Here is an 18,594-nt window from a genome sequence, read left to right on the forward strand (position 1 = left end):
GAAGCGCCTATGACCATAAGCGAGTGCGTCCGCTCAAGCCCATGGTGGGGGGTGGTCAAATCTCTGGGGTATTATCGCCGCGGACCGGTGGTCCTCCTTCATACGCAAAAAATTCGGTATCAATCCGAAAAGCCCACTTGTGAGTTACGTCACCCCTAAGGTTTTAAGTCGCCTAAGAGCTTTCGCGCGAGGCCACTTGTCTTTCATCATCCGTCTCGGCCCTGCCATCTGATGCGGTTTCAATGTCCGTTGTTGGGGTAAAGCAGACATCCCGCCGCAAGGCCGCGACTTCCGTTTTTGGACGGTGGTCTCAACCGGTCGATGCAACACTTTATCTTGAAGGCGAGATGGAGTGTGGTTTGATGGCTCACATATTTCATAGAGGATTTACTGCGGCAGAGAAAACGGAGTTATGGGATCGCTGGAAGCGCGGAGAGTCGCTAAAGGCAATCGGACGAGCTTTTGGCAAGCAGTCATCGTCGATCTATTTTTTGGTGGCGCCGCATGGTGGGATTCGTCCTGCCGAGCGGTGTCGCTCCAGGCTGGCATTGACGCTCGCAGAACGCGAGGTGATTTCCAGAGGCGTTACGGCACGTCAATCGGCCCGATCGATCGCCAGGTTGCTTGGCCGCTCACCCTCGACGGTGAGCCGGGAAATGAGCCGCAATGGCGGCTGTGATCGCTACCGTGCGGCGCTTGCGGACGAGAATGCCTGGGCGCGGGCTCGTCGTCCAAAATGTTGTAAATTGGCGAACAGTCCGCGGCTACGGCGAGCTGTGGCGGGGAAGCTCAGATTGGATTGGTCGCCCGAGCAGATAGCCGGTTGGCTGAAGAGAACCCATCCTGAAGACGAGTGTAATCAGGTGTCACACGAGACGATCTACCGCAGCTTATTTGTACAAACACGTGGCGTGCTCAAGAAAGAGCTGCTTAGTCATCTTCGATCGAAGCGCTCAATGCGTCGCTCCCAGCCGGTTGATCCGAACGGCGACAGACGGGGGCATATCAAGGATATCGTCTCAATCCGTCAGCGACCGGCGGCGGTTGAAGATCGAGCGGTGCCTGGCCATTGGGAAGGCGATCTCCTGTCCGGGCCGAACAACAGCTACATCGCGACCTTGGTCGAGCGTCATACGCGTTACGTGATGTTGGCCAAGGTGGCCGGTAAGGACACCCGAACGGTCGTCACCGCACTCATCAAGCAGGCGAAGAAGCTACCAAAGGAGCTGTATAAGTCCCTGACCTGGGACCGGGGAAAGGAACTGACGGATCATCGCCGCTTTACGTTGGCGACCAAAATCGACGTCTATTTTTGCGACCCGCAAAGCCCGTGGCAGCGCGGGTCGAACGAGAACACCAATGGCCTGCTGAGACAGTATTTTCCGAAGGGCACCGACTTGTCGGTACATTCGCAAGCCCATCTGAACAAAGTGGCTCGTCAGCTCAACGAACGACCACGTGAGACCTTGCAATTTGAAACCCCAGCAGAGAGATTTAACGCCTGTGTTGCGTCGACCGGTTGAGCCGGCAGACCCGGAACGGACATTGGGAGCACCGTGGTTTCGGTTTCCCAAGCCGTTCATCAACATTAAATTTCGCGGAAACCCTTCCGCCAACGACCGTCGGGGGAAACTAAAGCCGGACTGTTGGTTGAAGTTCCGGGAACAACGGAGGCTTCGGAAATGAGGAAAGCAGCATTGACGTTAGCGACAGCTGCCACCATCGGCGTCTCTGCCTTGGTGGCCCCGTCACCAGCTCAAGCATGGAGAGGTGGTGGCTGGGGCTGGGGTGGTGGACTCGCGGCCGGACTAATTGGAGCGGCGGTGATTGGTGGCATAGCCTCCAGCGCCTACGCCTATGGCCCAGGTTACGGCTATTATGGCGGCTATGCCCCGGCGTATTACGGCGGTTACGCCCCGGCGTACTACAACTACGGCTACGCCCCCGCATACTACGGCGGGTACCGGTCAGGTTACTATGCTGGTCCCGGGTATCGGCGCGTTATTCGCCCCGCATACGCGTACGGCGGCCCCAGGTATTATCGCGGCGGGTATCGCTATCGCTGGTGATCGGCAGCGGCGCCCCTGAAGTCCGGACAACGAAAGGTCGCGGGGTGGCCATGCCCTTTTTCGTGCCCGCGGGTGCTTGAGTGATCGCAGCGAGCGGCGAGACGACCGTGAGCATTGACGTTGGCGGCAGACAAAGACCGATGGCCGGCGTGTCTCCTGCTGGCGGCACTTTTGAGACATGCCGACTGCATCGACCGATGTCCGCTATCGGGGGTATCGCAGAAGACATTTGCTCAGGCTAAGTTCGAGTCTGACCCGTAAGCGACATCACGGCGAAACCGCTTTTTGGCGTCGTGTCGCTGGATCGCTCACGTAGCCGATGGGGAGCGGCCGCGATTTCCATCGCTCAGAGCTCCACCCGGCAGGGAACTCGCATTCGCAGACGGAGTTGCGTAGTACAATCGGAACCGGGAAAGGTCACCCCATGATATCGCGCCGCACCTTCGTTCTCGCATTTACCGCCGGTGCTTCGCTAGCCGGTGCCTCGCCGGCCTTAGCGAAGTCCCGCCATTCGAATTGGATTCGAATGTTCGACACGGATAACGATGGCACGGTCGACCTCGCGGAGGCGAAAAAGGCCGCATCAGCGTTGTTTGACAAGTTAGATCGCGACCACGATGGCACTCTCGACAAACGTGAATTGGCTCGCAGATTGACTCAGACGGAGTTGGCCGCTGCCGATCCTGACCACGATGGAACGCTCACGAAGGACGAGTATCTCGCGGTAGTCGAGCAGCGTTTCAGTGCCGCAGATCCAGATCATGATGGGACGTTGGATGCCAAGGAATTGAACTCAAAAGCCGGTCAATCTCTTTTGCGACTTTTGAAATAGTCGCACGCCAAACTCCCGGGTCAGCAAACGTCTGTTTATCGGGGTAAACCGGAGTGCGCCGGGAGACCGGCAAGGAGTAGATGGTGGAAGTCCATCACGATGAAGGAGTAGCGAACCGCATCGACCCCGAGTCATGCGCAGATGCCCGCGAGGGCCTCGGCGAAGCGTTGACAGGGGAGCGCATAGGCCAGCCATTGAGCCGCGAAAGTACCCTCATTCTGGGTGCCGACGTCGTTCCGGTGACGGAAGGCAACACGGATGGGCGCGATAACGCGAGCGCCCAGACGGCCCGGCGTGGTCTTAGACACTGGCATGTGCGCACGCTCTTTGCTTGGGAACCGGGAGATCTCATGGTCGGCCAGCACCAGTATGCGTGCTGCACTGGCCCGCGTCGGGAAGGCGAGGAGCCGTAGCCGATGATGTACGATCATGAGAAGTCTGACCCCGCCATAGTAGCTGTGAAGCCAACGAACAAAGCTGGGCAACCGGCTGTGGAGTTGGTGGAGCCAAGGGCGGGGGCCGAGGGGAATGTGCGTCAGCAAAGCACGGGCCGGGCACAGTACCGGGGAACCGTGTCACAGGCGCTGGAGCGCATACGGCAAGCCGCAAGGCAAAGGAAGAAGGAGAAGTTCACCGCGCTCTTCCATCACGTCAGTATTGACCATCTCGCAGAGGCATTCTCTGAACTCAAGGGGAATGCTGCAGCTGGAGTGGATGGGCTGACATGTCGGGATTACGAGCAGCACCTTGAGCGCAATCTTGAGGACCTGCATGCTCGCGTCCATCGGGGAGCGTATCGGGCACTACCGTCGCGGCGGGTTTACATACCCAAACCGGATGGTCGGCAACGCCCGATCGCGGTCGCCGCCCTTGAGGACAAGATCGTCCAGAGGGCCACGGCTGCGGTGCTGAGCGCGATCTACGAGGAGGATTTCCTCGGGTTCTCGTATGGGTTCCGACTCGAACGCAGCACGCACGATGCGATGGATGCGCTCATGGTCGGGATCACCAGCACAAAGGTGAACTGGATACTGGACGCTGACATCCGCTCGTTCTTCGACACGGTGAGCCAGGAGTGGCTCATCAGGTTTGTAGAACATCGCGTCGGCGACCGACGTATCATCCGCCTGATCCAGAAATGGCTCAAGGCAGGCGTCCTGGAAGACGGAATCGTGACGGTCAGTGACAAGGGGACCGGGCAGGGATCGGTGATCTCACCGCTTCTGGCCAATCTCTACTTACACTACGTTTTCGATCTCTGGGCCGAGCGCTGGCGACGGCGTGAGGCAGCGGGCAATATGATCATCGTGCGCTACGCCGACGACCTCATTGTTGGCTTCGAGCACGAGACCGACGCCCGTCGCTTCCTCGACGAGATGCGTAAGCGGTTACAGGAGTTTGCACTGTCGCTTCATTCGGAGAAGACCCGGCTGATCGAGTTTGGACGCTTCGCGGTGGAAAACCGCAAGCGGCGCGGGCTCGGCAAACCGGAGACCTTCACCTTCCTGGGCTTCACCTTTATCTGCAGCAAAACTCGTCGGGGCAAATTCCAAATCAAACGAAAGTCCCGGCGCGATCGCATGCAGGCAAAGTTGCAAGCCATCAAACAGGAACTGCGACGGAGCATGCATCAGCCGATTCCCCAGCAGGGAAGATGGTTGCAGCAGGTCGTCACCGGTTACTTCAACTACCACGCGGTGCCGACAAACAGTTCGTCACTGTCCGCGTTCCTATTCCACGTTACCAATCTCTGGCGGCGAACGCTGCAGTGGCGGAGCCAAAAAGATGGGATGACCTGGGAGCGGATCAAGCGGTTGGCCGACCACTGGCTCCCGAAACCGCGAATCCTTCATCCGTGGCCAGAGAGTCGCTTCGCCGTCAGACACCCAAGGTGGGAGCCGTATGCCCGAATTGGGCCCGTACGGATCTGTGCGGGGGGCGCGAGGTAACTCGCGTCCCTACCGCGAAAAACATCTGCTCTGGTTGAGTGTTTCGCCTTTTGACCCAAAGGCAGACTTCCAGCGACAGTTTGATTTCGGCCTGCTTTTATTTTTGCGTGCATAGCAACACGATGGAGCAAGCCGAATGTCAAACGAGGTCCGCGATCTATTCGACCGATGGGAACGGGTTTGGCATGAAGGCCAATACGACTTGAAACCTGTCTGCGTCGGATCGCACTACATTCGACACGACGAACAGGGCGACCGGACTGTAACGCGAGAGGCTTACGCGGCTGAGCTGGCGAGCGTCCATAACGACCGACCGGGTATTCGCGTGGTGGTCTACGATCACTCCTTTACTGATGATCGCGCATGGTTTCGGTTCTCGTTTCAATGGCCGGACCCGTCGACCGGCGAGAAGCAAAGCCGGGCTGGGATGCAGAGCTACCGGATTGAGGGCGGCAAGCTAGTCGAGACGTGGATCACGATGCGCCCAGTGGGCACGTCATGGACAGAGGTTCCGCAACAAAGTTGGACGAAGAGATAAGGTCGCCTCACGTAGGAACGAAATAGCCCATTGCCGCGACCGGGTGCTTGTTCCAGTTAAAGTCCGGCCGGACATCCGCGCCTCTCTTGCCACAGCCTCGGCAGGTGAACCGGGGCTCGATGTCTGAGAGCCGAACGTCACCCGCCAACGTCGGCGATGAATAATCAACTGTAGATGTGAAGCAGTTCATATTTATAAATCGCCGGTAGAGCTATTCAGCGGCGTGCCCAGCGGTCGTGGGGATATCCTTGCCAGTTAGGTAAGCACAACTGCTTTTCATAAGGGCTTGTGATTGGTTACCTTTGATTCCCCTCGAATTGGACCGGCGATACAAACGGCGCTTTTACTCCTTTTTACGAACTGAAACGCGATCTTTTTTTCGGGGAGGATTGCATGATCATCAAACGCAGCGTCCCATGGCATACCTGCTCGACCTACAACAGGTTGGCGCACGTCCTCGAACGGCTCGGACTCGCTTTGATCGGGGCCTCCTGTGGGCTGTTCGTTGCAGGGGTAAGTAGCATCGACCTAATTGGTTCGGCTCAGGTCGTGCTCGCCATGATGCTTTACGGGGCCGCCGGCTTCTATCTCGGGATCGATCTGCCCCAAGCTCACCACATGCACCTGCAGCGACCGCACGGGCTGGGCATCAGTGCGGATAGGTTGGAGCTGCTAACTGCGGCCGGAACTTTCCTCATCGCGGTGGTGACGGTGGTGTCCATCTCCAATATAGTTCTGGGTGAAACCGTGAGCGCCCGAACGGCTGGCATCATCGGTTTGAGCTGGGTAATCAGCGCCACCATGCAGATCGCCGTCGGCGTCATCGCGCGAATAAAGTTAGCCCGTGCCGCGGAAACGGCGAAGCGCGCGCTCTTCTTCGAGTGATAGGTCACGAGAATTTCGGCTAAGGGAGTCGGAACATGCCGCTCTATATGTATCAGGCAGCCTACACAGCAGAATCATGGGCAGCGCAAGTGAAGAGCCCGCAAAACCGTGTTGAATCCGTTGGACGGCAGGCGACTGAGGCCGTCGGAGGCAAGATGGTCGGTGGTTGGTACTGCTTGGGCGACTATGACGTTATTCTGATTGCCGACGTACCGAATATCGAGAGCATGGCTGCCATCGCCGTAGCGATTGCGGCGGGTGGCGCAATCAAGTCCAGCCATACCACTGCGTTGATGACCGGAGTGGACTTTGTGGCGGCCCTGAAGAAGTCGGAGGCCGTCGTCAAAGGTTATAAGCCCGCCCGATAGAAATCGTCCGGCTTCGATCACTGCTGGCGTCGCCGAAAAGCTCGACCAACGGCGAGGGAACCGGAAGCACGCACTTGTCTGCTCTTGAGGGGTAGAACAGACATGCCATTCATACGGGGCCACTTCCGTTTTTGGCACTTAACGGACCTGCTGGCTCTTACGAATTAGTCCGTACCCCGAGGCTAAGCGGACATGCTCGCATTGCAATTGTGGGAAATTCCCAGATCGGGCCAGTGGCGTCCAGAGACTAGTTCGAGCAGGAATGCGTGAGTCTGCCGGGCTTCCCAAGAGACTCGGGAATGGGCCGGAAATCCCGGCTTTTCGCGCATTCGCTTTGGTCTCCGGACTCCCGCTCTGCCGAACTTGAGGCGGAAATCCCCGAAAGTCTCCGGCCGTTTCCGGGAATATTCCCGTTTTGGGGAGACTATCGCCGGAGACGGGTTCGACCAGGACTGCCGCCCGATGAACGCAGTCGATTTCGCAAACTGATAAGGCTTTTGAGTAATTACTTGTCCGTTTGTGTTTGTTCCCTGCTCGCGACGCATTTGGTCGGCTCGCCCTTGTGATCGCGGTGATCGAAGTCAGAGGCGGGTTTATTCGCCTCCTTCTCAGTAACTTGCTCCTGTCAGGGGTATTCGCCATGTGAATGGTTGATTACTGCTATGGCCACATTCTAAGGTAGGTCCTCGCTTTGGCCGGGGGAAGAATGGCTGTCGATTTTGGAAACGTTCCGCAGTGGATCACTGTGGGCATCGCCGCAATGGCAGGATGGCTGGCGTATACCTCCCTTCAGTCGCAGCGGGTCATTGCGCGACGCCGCGCAGCTTTCGACATGTTCCTCAAGACTGAAACCGACGAAAAGATGCTGACTGCCTTCGACAAGTTTCACGCCGGCATTCAGGCAATGAGGAAAGCATCAAGCGTTGAGGCATTCTGCATCTCCGAAGACAAAGAGACGCGTGAGCACTACTTCTGCATCCGCAAATATCTCAATATCCACGAACTCATTGCGGTCGGCCTCCGAGAAGAGGTCCTCGACGCCGACGTAGTTTACTTCTATTGGGGCGACACGCTCACGAACCACTACAGCGATGCGAAGCCCGTCCTCGATTTTCTCGCAAAGCGGGAGAAGAACAAGTACACGTACGCAGACCTGCACGAGCTGAATGCGAAGTGGGTCGCTCGAAAAGCAAAGGCTACCGGCTAAGCTTCAACCTGTAACGGCGACAATTTCGTGCCTCGTATGGCTACAAGTAAGTGGACTGATATGCTTTCGAGCAAATGCTTATCAGTCAGTGACAGGATAGATTTCTAACAAACGCTAGTCAGTCGTCCGAGCAAAAAATCAGAATGCTGGGTCGGGGGTTCGGGTTCCTCTCGCGCACAAGAAAAAGTACCTTGAATCAGATGCCGACGCCTCAAATCTCGATTTGCAGAGGCCGAACTCTGCCGATCGGCGCGAACACCAGACCGTCCGGTCCGACGCTTGTACCATCCGACGACCTTCGAACAGGACGAGGCTCGAGGTCCGACTGATCCCTCAACCGTCTAATGTCGTCGATTTGCATTCCGACGAAGCGGATTTGGCTGGCGAGTTCCGGTGGCATTGCGGCGGCGGCCACTCTTGCCCGGTCCAGCGTCAAATGAAGCAATCCGAAGGGGCCCACCACCGCGCCCAAGTATTTGATCGGCGGTTCGCCCTCGATTTCAATAGTGGCCGTCTGCCGCGGGCGCGCAGCACCTTCCAACCCGGCAACGCCGAATTCGCTCGCGAGATCGGGGTAACCCAACCCCTCCAACGTTTGAGCGACGTGAAGACGTGCAACGTCCTGCACCAGATGCTCGCGATCGCCGTCGGAGAGGGGTTCCCCGTCGGTGGACGGGTCGAGCACGTACTGGAAGGCATCGCGGTCGGGCTCCTCGACGCCCCACCGCGACATCACCGCCCAGCCTTTGACGCTGCGGGCTGTCCATATCTCTACGCCACTGCGACCAAAGCTCCGGATTTCGAGGACCACCCCGCCAATTTGCTTTTCCGCCGTTTTAAGAGGGCCCGGCAGGGTTTGCGCGGTCACGTTGCTTCGTTGATGCGATCCTTTGGCTTCGGCTACCGCCACCTGGCCCGGCTGTGCGCAGAACCAGTCCGGCATCTCGGCAGAGGAACCGGGCTTCTGTACGATCCTGGCTCTATTCGAAAGTATCGTCGGACTGCCGTCGATCGGCACGAACCACGTGAAGCCATGGTAACGCTGAAGATATGCACGCGCAAAGAAACGGCCGAAAAGACCGGAAAACGCCCGCCGCATTTCGATGCCGCGTCCGGGGCCGCGGCCCCTCCAAATGAGTTCGGTGCCGCCTGGGGCCAGCAGTTCGTCGAATAGTGCGGACATCGGCGCCGAGTTCTTACTTGTCTGCAGAATTTCGCCGATTGCGCATCTTGCGACGAAATCGGTGTCGACTTCACAAGTATCCTTTGGAAGACCCCACGGGGTTTTCAACTCCTCCGGACAAGCGGAGCGAGGTCGAACGAAGTAGCGGACGTTGTGAATCGGCCATCGTCAAGAACCTTCGGGCTCATCTCAGCGGGATCGGATGCGCGACCTTTGTCACCGCGCGGACGACGTTGGCTATCACACGCGCTGCACGGCCTTCTACGAGAATGCCGAGCTCCATCGAGTGGCGAGAAAACATCGTCATGTTCGCGCTCCCCACGTACGCGAGTGCGCTGTCGGCGAGCGCGACTTTTGCGTGGAATGTCTCGAATCCGTCGAGGGATTCCACCGTGTAGTCGAAACAGGAGATGCCGGCAGCGGCGACGTGGTCGATGACCGTACGCCTGGCTTCCCCCATTTGGCGCACGATGAGGTTCCGTGTTTTGGCACGCGTGAGATCGAAAAGGAACAGAACGAACGACAACCCGTCCTTATTGAGGAATGGTGTCATGACCGTAAGGCTGTCGACAGCGTTTTCAGCAACGGTCTTTAACGCATCGCGAGTCGAGAGCAGCGAAGCGTATGCCAAACCGGACGTGGGCAGCGCTGTCGCTATGGCACTTGGGGCCGGCGGCATTGTAACGACCGCCGTCGAGGTCTCCTCGTCTGGATTATTGGCCCGCATTGCAGCCGCGCCCTCCAGGAACGGCACAACTCCGTTTGGAATGGGGAGTGGACCTACACGCCATCCGTTTGGGACCGCTGTCAGCCAACGTCGTCCGACGAAATCCGCCGCCACGCGTACCAGTGCAGGGCGCGATGCGAATGTCACGCTGTCGGCATCGATCGTTCCGCCCGCCCGGTCCGCGACCAGTCGCGCCAGGTCGGCGGCAACTGCGCAGTCTGAACCAAGTGACACGACGAGTGAGCGGGACAGCGATGCCCCCAACGCCGAATTCATCGGACGCCGCCCGCCCGCTCGTTTTGGAGCCGCCTTGCGATTTCATAATAGCCGACCAGAGGGCGTCCGGTGGCGTCCCATCTCGGAACGCCGCGGCCGATCAGTACGGAGCGCGAAAGCAGTTCGTTCCGCGTGAGGCAGGCGTTCTCCGGAATGAGCACGCAGTCCGGGCAGGCGCCTCCACGATGATTGCCCACTCATGGCGGATTTTGTTGATTTAGTCGCCGCTTTGTTTCGGACTCCTCCGCTTTCAGGGTCATGGTCTATTTTTTGGGGTGTTGTCTCAGGATCGGGCCGGGCATCGGCGCCGATTTCTTTGGAGCCGTCATGCCGACACGGGGCAAGCGGCTGGCATCGCTCGAAGCTTTGCGAGCTTCCTCAGATTCTGCGCCGTGGCCGCGAGTAGGAACTCGTCTCGCGCACCGCTCGGACCGCGCAGTCTAAGGCGACCGAGTCTGAGGATGCGCTTGAGATGGGCGAACAACATCTCGATCTTCTTCCGGCGATGTCGCGAACGCTCATAGGCCGGCGTGATTGCCAAGCTTCGGGCAACATCCCGCGCATCTTCGTCGAGGTCATACGAACTCACCTCATCCATTGTCCCGTGAGGGACATCATTCCACCGCTCGGTGGAGCTCGATTTTTCTCCTATCGCGCTTGATCCTGTACGATCAGCATTCTGGGCGTTGGTGGTTTGATGGAGGCAATCCGGGCATAGGATCGCCTCATCGTTGCCAACCTCTACCGCCAACCTCAATCTCCGCGTTTTTACACAGGCTGGACCCAATTCGGACATTGCGGGCGAGTAGTTGGCGCGAGCTGCAACTGGAAAGAGTTTGTTAACCTCGTTGTTGTCTTATCATTAGCGCCGTTGATCGAACTGGTTTTGATTCGCCATGCAGCTTCTTGCTTCGCGAACGTACCCATTTATCGATTCTGAATCGCTTGAGGAAAATCAGGCACGCGACTCGCTTTTCCGAACAGACCGCGGCGCGTTTGTATTGCACTTGTCATCTAGCCGCACACCGAACGACGGCGACCGTCTGGTATGGCTCAGTTGCCGTTCCGCGTTGATATGGATCAATAACACCACTGAGGATTTCGGGACGGAGTGGGAGTAGCGAACTACGACACTAGTTCGTCCTGCCATTAGCGAATTGTGTCAAGCTTGGCTTGGTGATCTCCGGTAGGGAGGTTTTCCTACACCAGTCAGTCATTAGTTGTCGAATTGCGAGATTGAGACCTGCGTTTTTTAGTCGTCAGGTTTTTGCAAAATGCTTGTTCATTTCGTCACCGATGAACCTACGAAGATACCGGCCATCCGGGCGATGCTGGAACCGCGATATCACGTTGTCCCCCAGCTGCTGGGAGGTGGTGTCACGCAAATCAGCTCAAACGGCGCGCTGATGGTTGATGCAGACCTGCGCAAGAAGGTTCGTGTCGAACAGATCAGGCTTGTTTTGCTGGAGCTGAGTTGCATTCCTGAAAAGCTGTTTATCGTTCGGAACCACGCTCGTTCCATGGTTGCGCAAGCGTATGCGCTCGGAGCGACCGCCGTGGTGTCGCGCCCAAGAGAAATCATATTCAAGCTGGCGCAGATTGAAGTCGCGGAGAAGGCAGCACGAACCGACTTTGCCATTAACTCACGCGAGATTGCAGATGGCGCGGCGACCTTCTCGTCAATGTTCTCGGCCGTGCGGTGCGTTAAACCGATAAACCTTTCAGACGCCGAGCGCGCAACGTCCGAAATCATCAATAGCATCGCGCAAAGCGGGCTTAGCGCGTGGCTTGACCACGTGCGCCGCTATCATGAAGGAACGTTTCAACATTGCTTGCTGGTAGCGGGGGTGGCAGTCGGCTTCGCAATGGATATCGGGTTTGCCAGCCTTGATGTAAGGCGACTCGGAATAGCAGCAACCCTCCATGATATCGGGAAGGCCCGCATTCCCTTATCAATTCTCGACAAGCCCGGACGCCTCGACCCAGCTGAAGAAGAGATCATGAGACGCCATCCGGTCATCGGATATGAGTTATTGAAGGATATCTCAGGCGTTAGCCCGGAGATTCTTGACGGAGTGAGGCACCACCACGAATATCTCGATGGTTCTGGCTATCCAGACGCGCTGATGGCACCGGAGATTTCCGATCTAGTAAGATTACTGACGATTTCCGATATCTTCGCCGCGCTTATTGAGTCGAGGCCGTACAGCGCGGCAATATCCCGCCAAGATGCCTACAAAATCCTTTGCGGTATGGACGGAAAGCTGGAACGATCGCTTGTAAAGGCGTTCCGGAACGTAGCGCTTGTGGCGTGAAGCAAATCCGTGGAAGTGAGACAAATGCCGCGTTCACAAGCGTAGTGCCGTTCTTTGTTCAAGAATATCATCTCATCGAATAATGGATAAGCTTAGCATGGATAAGCCTGAGCCGCTGCACGATCCACCAAATTGCATCAATTGTGGTGAGAGGATGTGGTTTTCTTGCACCGAGATTGAGAAGCCCGGGTTTGTCCATCACGTCTACGAGTGCAAAAAGTGTCGGAGTACCCAGAGCTTCGTAAGGGCCAAATAGGTCGCTTCGTTGGCCGAGAGATCTGACCGTGCTTTCGATCTTTGTATGTCCGAGCAGAAGCTGGACGGCCCTGAGATTGCCAGTCCGCCGGTAGATGAGAGTAGCTTTTGTGCGTCGCAGTGGGTGCGTCCCGAACTACCCTGGGTCCAGTCCAACGCTGCCAATCCAATCCGAAACAAGGCGTGCGTATTACCCATGCTTTTCCCCACGGTTTGGAAGCGCTCGGAGGACTTCGATCACCTCCCCGGTGAGAAGTCCATTAAGAAATCGAGGATACTCTGTTTGTGTCGATAGGTCACAGGAGGTGCACTTGGTGCAGCCCCGGCAGTTGGCTCGCGTTCGACCATTAGGCAAGCTTTATGGTGTGGCCAAATTGATCGTTGGTCCCAAAGCTCCCGTTATTGATTGCTGCGTTGTTACCCATTTCCCTGGTGCGCCCGCCTTGAATCTTACTAGCAGGTGCATCGCTTAGAACTTCTGGCGGGCGATTGGCGCGATGTCATTCCTGCATGAACTAGAAGGTGCGGTGTCGCGGGGATCGGCAGAGAGCCGCGAGCGAGCGTTGTGGTATGCGACCGATGTATTGATAGCCGGCCGTTATACCGACGACGAGATTTGGATGTTCGGAGAGGTAATAGGCTTGCTAGAACGGGATATTACCGTAGCGGCCCGCGCCCAACTCGCGAAACGACTGGCTCGAGTCGACAATGCGCCCACACGTGTCATCAAAAAACTTGCATTCGATGACTCGATCGATGTTGCAGGCCCTGTACTTCGTCAGTCCGAGCGTCTCGATTGTCGAACCTTGGTCGCCAACGCCAAATCCAAAAGTCAGCTACATCTGCTCGCAATTTCTCAGCGAAAGTCCATAAGCGAGGACGTTACGGATGTGCTTGTGACACGAGGTCACAACGAGGTTGTGCGCTCGGTTGCAAAGAACGACGGTGCCTGCTTTTCGGATTTTGGCATCTTGCACATGATCAAACGCTCTGAGAGCGATTCGATTCTTGTCGAGCAACTCGGCCACCGCAAGGACATCCCCAGGCATCTATTCCAACAGCTGATCGCCAAGGCGGCTGACAACGTTAAGAAGAAGTTCGAAGCTGAACACACGGCTGAGGCGAGCCAGATTCAAACCATGGTGACGGACGTCACGGGTGCACTGCATTCGAAATTCGGGCCCGCGTCGAAAAGCTATTTTGATGCAAAGAGGAACGTGGCAAGAGAGAGATACGTCGGTGATCTGAATGAAGGCAAGATCTTTGAATATGCTCAATCCCACAAGCTCGAGGAGGTCACGGCGGGATTGGCATTGTTGTGTTCATTGCCCGTCAATATGGTCGAACGAGCACTGATTAACAGGAGCAAAGAAACGCTGCTGATCTTGGTTAAAGCTCTCGGCTTCTCCTGGGAGACCACGATGTCGCTGCTGTTTCTAGGCGCGCAGGACCATCGTATCGTTTCGCATGATCTAGGTGACATGAAACGAGAATTTGCTAACCTGAACATTGAAACGTCCCGAAGTGTTCTGAAGACCTATCAGTCGCGCAAGCTCGCCGCAGGGGCTGATTCCGGAGAACGTCGTCTGCCGCAATTGCATGGTCAGTGACGCGGCACTCTTGTTCGCTGTGCTTATGTTGCGTTAGTCGGCCGGCTTTTTACCATTTCAATCTTCTTTATGACCCTCTGTACGGCCGCAGCACGCCATCTCGTTGTGGCCGGCATATCCGCGGCTTGCGTTGTCGCGAAGGGGGGCCACGCATCAGCGCTTTTCCCGGCTTTCTCGTAGATGCGAAGCCGCAACGGTGCGCTTGGCATAGAAGCCAAAATTAGGACACCCGTAAAATTTGCCTGGTATGCTTCTGCTCCGAAATCGAAGAGGCATGCGGTGGACGATAGCAGGCGGGGCCTAAGACGCCGCGTCTTTAAGGACTGGGTAGTTCAGGCAAAAGGTCTCGGCACGGCTTGTACGCAGTCTGTCCAACGATGGCGCTCTTTTGAATGCAGAAATAGCAGAAACACCGGAGCACCTGACGCTGGTGGTCGTTTCCGAAAAGCTCGTCAGAAAATGCAGGTCATTTGGCGCGATGGCAAGAAAATGGGCGTCGCGTTCATCTGACACTGCACCGGAATTTATCGTGGATCCATGCTGTTCGTCCAAATGGCTCGCCAGAACGTGAGCTTGTTTCAAGATCAGTATTTGATATGATCAATATGTTGAAGCGCAATATGGTCGCTCGCGGTCCCGTCGATATGATTGACGGTAAGCTGAGCATGGTCGCCTTGCGCAAGTGTGATGTTGTGATCAGACTGCGCTGATCCGTCAACCACTAGTCCGGTCCAGCTTTGGACGATGTGGCCGTCCGGCGCGTATTCCGTCAGATTGAAACTCGCACTCTGCCCAATATTGTGAAGATCGACAGCGTCGGTCCAGTCGTTGCTGCCTGTGATCGCGATGTCTCCGCTATGTGAGGAGATGAAAAATGTATCGTTGTGGTCGGCGACCGCTAAATTTAGGTGTTCGCTGATTGTCTGACCGTGCGCGTCGGTCGCCGTGACCGTGATTGGGTTGTTGCCTATATCGCTGTTGGTTGGGGTGCCCGAGATGATGCCGGTATGCGCATCGATGCTGAGGCCGGTTGGCACCGTGGCCGAAAAGGTCAGCGTATCGCCGGCTGCAGGAGCGGCGAAGTGGCTCGAGACATCAAGCGAGAAGCTCTGGCGTTCGTGAGCGCTCTGGTCTGCGATGGGCGTGGCGGTGGGCCCGCTATCGCTTACTGCAAGATGGAAACTCTCGCTGATTGATTGACCGTGCGCATCGGTCGCCGTCACTGTGATAGGATCGCTTGCAGAAATGGCGGAGATCGTGAACGTACCGTCTTGTCCGGAATACGCCGTCCCGTGAGGACTGAGGGTCTCGATGAGCTGATAATTACCGTTTTGGTAAAATATATTGTACTCAAGCCCATTGGACGTGAACAGGAGGCCGCCGTAGTCGAGTGACGGGCTGCTGTTCGAAAGCAGTACGTTATCGTAAATGAATACGCCGTCCGGACTGATTGATTCGGCTGAAGGGTTGGGATTGCTTATCAGACCGCTGATCGTCGCGCCGTTCAGCCCGACGACGGATCCTGCAATTCCAGTGACGTCATATCCTCCAACGGCATCGAGCGAGTTAGCGGTGTTGAGCTGTCCTGTAACCGTAAAGGTGCCGTCGAACGAGGTAAAATTAAAATTGTAGGCATGCGCATTGCTGGTGTAGTCACCGTCGGTCGGGGTGCCCGAGATGACGCCGGTATGGGAATTGATGGTGAGGCCGGCCGGCAAAGACGCTGAAAAGGTCAGGGCATCGCCGGCGGCAGGGGCGACGAAGTGGCCGGCGACGTTGAGTGAAAAGGCTTGCCCTTCACCAGCGCTCTGGTCTGCGATGGCGGTGGCCGTCGGGCCGCTGTCGCTGACCTGGAGATGGAAGCTTTCGCTGATCGCCTTGCCGTGGGCGTCGGTCGCCGTCACCGTGACCGTGTTGTTCCCGTAGTCGCTGTCGGTCGGGGTGCCCGAGATCGTGCCGGTGTGGGCGTCGATGCTGAGGCCAGTCGGCAGCTTGGCTGAGAAAGTCAGCGCATCGCCGGCGACAGGAGCGGCGAAGTGGCTGGAGACATTGAGCGAGAAACTGTTGCCCTCGTAGGCGCCTTGGTCGGAGATGGTGGTGGCGGTGGGGCCGCTGTCACCGACGGCAAGATGGAAGCTCTCGCTGATTGCCTTGCCATGGGCATCGGTTGCCGTCACCGTGACCGCATTGTTGCCGTAGTCGCTGTCGGTCGGCGTGCCCGAGATGACCCCGGTATGAGCATCGATGCTGAGGCCGGTTGGCAGCTTGGCTGAGAAGGTCAGAGTATCGCCAGCGGCGGGAGCGGCAAAGTGGCTGGAGACGTTGAGCGCGAAGCTCTGTCCCTCAAAGGAGCTTTGGTTTGAGATGGTGGTGGCGGTCGGGCCGCTGTCGCCGACGGCAAGATGGAAGCTCTCGCTGATCGCCTTGCCATGGGTGTCTGTCGCCGTGACCGTGATCGTGTTGTTACCGTAGTCGCTGTCGGTTGGGGTTCCCGAGATGACACCGGTATGGGCGTTGATGCTGAGGCCGGCCGGCAATGATCCAGAGAAGGTTAGCGTGTCGCCGGCAGCGGGTGCTTTGAAATGGCTTGAGACATTCGACGAGAAGGCGTGGCCTTCAAGGGCGCTCTGGTTTGCGATGGCGGTGGCGGTCGGGCCGCTGTCGCCGACGGCAAGATGGAAGCTCTCGCTGATCGCCTTGCCATGGGTGTCGGTCGCCGTGACCGTGATCGTGTTATTGCCGTAGTCGCTGTCGGTTGGGGTTCCCGAGATGACACCGGTATGGGCGTTGATGCTGAGGCCGGCCGGCAATGATCCTGAGAAGGTTAGCGTGTCGCCGGCAGCGGGTGCTTTGAAATGGCTTGAGACATTCAACGAGAAGGCGTGGCCTTCAAGGGCGCTCTGGTTTGCGATGGCGGTTGCGGTCGGGCCGCTGTCGCCGACCTGGAGGTGGAAGCTCTCGCTGATGGCTTTGCCATGGGCGTCGGTCGCCGTGACCGTGATCGTGTTGTTCCCGTAGTCGCCGTCGGTCGGGGTGCCCGAGATGACACCGGTATGGGCATTGATGCTGAGGCCGGTCGGCAGCTTGGCTGAGAAGGTCAGAATATCGCCAGCGGCGGGAGCGGCAAAGTGGCTGGCGACATTGAGCGAGAAGGCTTGGCCTTCGAAACCACTTTGATTTGCGATGGCGGTAGCCGTCGGGCCGCTGTCGCCGACGGCGAGATTGAAACTTTCGCTGATGGCTTTGCCATGGGCGTCGGTCGCCGTCACCGTGATCGGGTTATTGCCGAAGTCGCTGTCGGTCGGGGTTCCCGAGATGACGCCGGTATGGGCGTTGATGCTGAGGCCCGCTGGCAGCTTGGCCGAGAAGGTCAGGGCATCGCCTGCAGCCGGGGCCGCGAAGTGGCTGGCGACATTGAGCGAGAAGGCCTGTCCTTCAAAACCAATTTGATTTGCGATGGCGGTAGCTGTCGGGCCGCTGTCGCCGACGGCGAGATTGAAACTCTCGCTGATGGCTTTGCCATGGGCGTCGGTCGCCGTCACCGTGATCGGGTTGTTGCCGAAGTCGCTGTCGGTCGGGGTTCCCGAGATGACGCCGGTATGGGCGTTGATGCTGAGGCCCGCTGGCAGCTTGGCCGAGAAGGTCAGGGCATCGCCCGCGGCAGCGGCGAAGTAATTGGAGACGTTGAGCGAGAAGCTATGGCCCTCATAGGCGCTTTGGTCTGCGATGGCGGTTGCGGTCGGGCCGCCGTCGCCGACGGCAAGATAGAAGCTCTCGCTGATCGCCTGACCGTGAGTATCGGTCGCCGTCACCGTACCTGGGTTGCTGCCGAAGTCACTGTCGGTCGCGGTTCCCGAGATGACGCCGGTATGGGCGTCGATGCCAAGGCCCGTCGACAGTTTGGCCGAGAAGGTCAGGGCATCGCCGGTGGAAGGTCTGAAGTGGCCTGAGACATTGAGAGAGGAGGTATGGCCTTCATAGGCGTTCTGATCTGCGATGATGGTTGCGATCGGGTCGCGATCGCCGACGGGAAGACGCGAGCTCTCGCCGATCGTCTGGGCTTCATGTAACCCCGCTTCGGCAGAAGCTACGACGGATCCGGATTTACTTACGATTTGCAGAGTTGGCGCATACTTGGCCTCTGCGCCGTGGTGCAGGTTCGGATTTGTTAGATCGTATCCGCTTTCATCCCCTTGGTTGCTGCGCGCGGGTTCGACCACGCCCTCTGCCTTCCGAATGACCTTGTCCGGTCGGACCAGCAAATCATCTAAAATGTCATTGTTGGGCATGAATCACCTGCAAACGCAGTGGCCGTCAAAGATCGATTAAAAACGCTTTCAGCTAACCTACTGGCAATTGATTAAATCCGTGCCAATCGAC

Annotated in this window: 12 protein-coding genes and 2 pseudogenes; 9 read left to right on the forward strand and 5 right to left on the reverse strand. The window is 57.6% G+C overall.

Features of this window, described 5'->3' with window-relative positions; translation table 11 throughout:
- Positions 1-362: 362 nt before the first annotated feature.
- The 7 genes from BLR13_RS28100 to BLR13_RS28145 all read left to right on the forward strand — a co-directional run bounded on the left by BLR13_RS28100 (position 363) and on the right by BLR13_RS28145 (position 7,848).
- Entirely contained in the window at positions 363-1,523 is a 1,161-nt protein-coding gene (locus tag BLR13_RS28100) for an IS30 family transposase (protein ID WP_074817198.1), read from the forward strand.
- A 970-nt stretch (positions 1,524-2,493) separates the two neighbouring features.
- Positions 2,494-2,901, forward strand: a complete 408-nt coding sequence (locus BLR13_RS28110; RefSeq protein ID WP_074817190.1) for an EF-hand domain-containing protein — start codon at positions 2,494-2,496, stop codon at positions 2,899-2,901.
- A 416-nt stretch (positions 2,902-3,317) separates the two neighbouring features.
- Entirely contained in the window at positions 3,318-4,850 is a 1,533-nt protein-coding gene (gene ltrA, locus BLR13_RS28120) for a group II intron reverse transcriptase/maturase (RefSeq protein WP_171944926.1), read from the forward strand.
- Between the two features lie 136 nt (positions 4,851-4,986).
- Positions 4,987-5,388 carry a nuclear transport factor 2 family protein gene (locus BLR13_RS28125; protein ID WP_074817187.1) on the forward strand — a complete coding sequence of 134 codons (402 nt, stop codon included), beginning with the start codon at positions 4,987-4,989 and terminating at the stop codon, positions 5,386-5,388.
- 393 nt (positions 5,389-5,781) lie between these two features.
- The gene (locus tag BLR13_RS28135) at positions 5,782-6,273 is read left to right on the forward strand and encodes a hypothetical protein (protein WP_074817181.1); all 492 of its coding nucleotides are present in this window, start codon (positions 5,782-5,784) and stop codon (positions 6,271-6,273) included.
- 35 nt (positions 6,274-6,308) lie between these two features.
- Complete coding sequence (locus tag BLR13_RS28140) at positions 6,309-6,641, forward strand: GYD domain-containing protein (protein ID WP_074817178.1); 333 nt, start codon at positions 6,309-6,311, stop codon at positions 6,639-6,641.
- A gap of 706 nt (positions 6,642-7,347) precedes the next feature.
- Positions 7,348-7,848, forward strand: coding sequence for a DUF4760 domain-containing protein (locus BLR13_RS28145; RefSeq protein ID WP_074817175.1), 501 nt, complete (start codon positions 7,348-7,350; stop codon positions 7,846-7,848).
- Positions 7,849-8,059: 211 nt separating this feature from the next.
- On the opposite strand, the gene BLR13_RS28150 is transcribed toward BLR13_RS28145, so the two are convergent.
- From BLR13_RS28150 to BLR13_RS28165, 3 genes and pseudogenes are all read right to left on the reverse strand, one after another.
- Positions 8,060-9,031: a hypothetical protein gene (locus tag BLR13_RS28150; RefSeq protein ID WP_244524951.1), complete on the reverse strand. Its 972-nt coding sequence runs from the start codon at positions 9,029-9,031 to the stop codon at positions 8,060-8,062.
- A 184-nt stretch (positions 9,032-9,215) separates the two neighbouring features.
- Complete coding sequence (locus tag BLR13_RS28155; protein WP_074817169.1) at positions 9,216-10,034, reverse strand: phospholipase D-like domain-containing protein; 819 nt, start codon at positions 10,032-10,034, stop codon at positions 9,216-9,218.
- Between the two features lie 325 nt (positions 10,035-10,359).
- Positions 10,360-10,608, reverse strand: a pseudogene (locus tag BLR13_RS28165) (transposase); the annotation flags it as partial.
- 700 nt (positions 10,609-11,308) lie between these two features.
- On the opposite strand from BLR13_RS28165, the gene BLR13_RS28170 reads away from it, so the two are divergent.
- On the forward strand, positions 11,309-12,349 hold the full coding sequence (locus BLR13_RS28170) for an HD-GYP domain-containing protein (RefSeq protein WP_074817166.1): 1,041 nt from the start codon (positions 11,309-11,311) through the stop codon (positions 12,347-12,349).
- 268 nt (positions 12,350-12,617) lie between these two features.
- On the opposite strand, the pseudogene BLR13_RS41920 reads toward BLR13_RS28170, so the two are convergent.
- Positions 12,618-12,794: pseudogene (locus BLR13_RS41920) on the reverse strand (tyrosine-type recombinase/integrase); the annotation flags it as partial.
- Positions 12,795-13,101: 307 nt separating this feature from the next.
- Here BLR13_RS41920 and BLR13_RS28180 point away from each other — a divergent pair.
- Positions 13,102-14,214: a DUF2336 domain-containing protein gene (locus BLR13_RS28180; RefSeq protein ID WP_074817162.1), complete on the forward strand. Its 1,113-nt coding sequence runs from the start codon at positions 13,102-13,104 to the stop codon at positions 14,212-14,214.
- Positions 14,215-14,798: 584 nt separating this feature from the next.
- Here BLR13_RS28180 and BLR13_RS28185 read toward each other — a convergent pair.
- A complete protein-coding gene (locus tag BLR13_RS28185; RefSeq protein ID WP_083387565.1) occupies positions 14,799-18,503 on the reverse strand; it encodes a putative Ig domain-containing protein in 3,705 nt (1,234 codons plus the stop codon).
- Positions 18,504-18,594: the final 91 nt, after the last annotated feature.

Source organism: Bradyrhizobium ottawaense (genome assembly GCF_900099825.1).
Taxonomy (GTDB): domain Bacteria; phylum Pseudomonadota; class Alphaproteobacteria; order Rhizobiales; family Xanthobacteraceae; genus Bradyrhizobium; species Bradyrhizobium ottawaense_A.

Excerpts from the sequence above, each read along its gene's own strand:
- BLR13_RS28100 (WP_074817198.1), top strand. The coding sequence starts at position 363 with ATGGCTCACATATTTCATAGAGGATTTACTGCGGCAGAGAAAACGGAG.
- BLR13_RS28110 (WP_074817190.1), top strand. The coding sequence starts at position 2,494 with ATGATATCGCGCCGCACCTTCGTTCTCGCATTTACCGCCGGTGCTTCG.
- ltrA (WP_171944926.1), top strand. The coding sequence starts at position 3,318 with ATGATGTACGATCATGAGAAGTCTGACCCCGCCATAGTAGCTGTGAAG.
- BLR13_RS28125 (WP_074817187.1), top strand. The coding sequence starts at position 4,987 with ATGTCAAACGAGGTCCGCGATCTATTCGACCGATGGGAACGGGTTTGG.
- BLR13_RS28135 (WP_074817181.1), top strand. The coding sequence starts at position 5,782 with ATGATCATCAAACGCAGCGTCCCATGGCATACCTGCTCGACCTACAAC.
- BLR13_RS28140 (WP_074817178.1), top strand. The coding sequence starts at position 6,309 with ATGCCGCTCTATATGTATCAGGCAGCCTACACAGCAGAATCATGGGCA.
- BLR13_RS28145 (WP_074817175.1), top strand. The coding sequence starts at position 7,348 with ATGGCTGTCGATTTTGGAAACGTTCCGCAGTGGATCACTGTGGGCATC.
- BLR13_RS28150 (WP_244524951.1), bottom strand. The coding sequence starts at position 9,031 with ATGTCCGCACTATTCGACGAACTGCTGGCCCCAGGCGGCACCGAACTC.
- BLR13_RS28155 (WP_074817169.1), bottom strand. The coding sequence starts at position 10,034 with ATGAATTCGGCGTTGGGGGCATCGCTGTCCCGCTCACTCGTCGTGTCA.
- BLR13_RS28170 (WP_074817166.1), top strand. The coding sequence starts at position 11,309 with ATGCTTGTTCATTTCGTCACCGATGAACCTACGAAGATACCGGCCATC.
- BLR13_RS28180 (WP_074817162.1), top strand. The coding sequence starts at position 13,102 with ATGTCATTCCTGCATGAACTAGAAGGTGCGGTGTCGCGGGGATCGGCA.
- BLR13_RS28185 (WP_083387565.1), bottom strand. The coding sequence starts at position 18,503 with ATGCCCAACAATGACATTTTAGATGATTTGCTGGTCCGACCGGACAAG.